Below are 699 nucleotides of genomic sequence, written 5' to 3' on the forward strand. Positions count from 1 at the left end.
TCCGGCCTGTTGGGTGCGATCGAATGGATCGCTGGCCAAGATGGTTTGCGCGATGCGAGTTCCAAACAACCACGCGGCCTGTTGGCGGCCGATGGGTCCTGCGGACTGTCTCGCATCGTTGCTCGATCGATCGCTCCATCTGCTCTTGCAGCTCCGGTCGGCCGGCGAGCGAGCCCGCCGGCTAATCGATTAGGCGGCGGCTGTCATGGGATTCATCCGTGCCGCCTCGTAACTCTCGCCCGTTGCCATCAGCTTCCAGGCGATACGGGCCACTTTGTTGGCGAGCGCCACGGCCGCAGGCTTCGGCGGCTTGCGCTTGATCAGGGCCAGCAGCCAGCGCGAGTGATGACCGCGTCCCCGCCTGGCCTGCTGGATCACCGCTGTGGCCCCGACCACCAGCAGACGGCGCAAGTCCTCATCGCCAGCCCGCGTGATCTTGCCAAGTCTGGTCTTGCCAGCGGTGGAGTGGTCCTTGGGTGTCAATCCCAGCCAGGCCGCAAAATGACGACCAGAACGGAACGTGCGCGGATCAGGTGTCTTCATCACCAGCGCGGTTGCAACGATCGGACCGACCGAGGGGATCTGAGCCAAGCGCCGGCCCGTGGCATCGGCGCGGTGCCAGGCCATCAGCTTGGCCTCAACCGCCTCCAACTCACCCTCGAGCCTGACGCGCTCCCGGCCCAGCACCACAAACAGCTC

The 699-nt window shown here is 65.5% G+C and carries 1 protein-coding gene; it reads right to left on the bottom strand.

All coding sequences use genetic code 11. The features are described from left to right. Positions 1 to 189 precede the first annotated feature (189 nt). Positions 190 to 699, bottom strand: a 510-nt coding sequence (locus J6525_RS46575; RefSeq protein WP_225649631.1) for a transposase, incomplete at its 5' end; no start/stop codon positions are given.

This window comes from Bradyrhizobium australafricanum, assembly GCF_020329495.1.
In the GTDB taxonomy this organism is placed as follows: domain Bacteria; phylum Pseudomonadota; class Alphaproteobacteria; order Rhizobiales; family Xanthobacteraceae; genus Bradyrhizobium; species Bradyrhizobium australafricanum.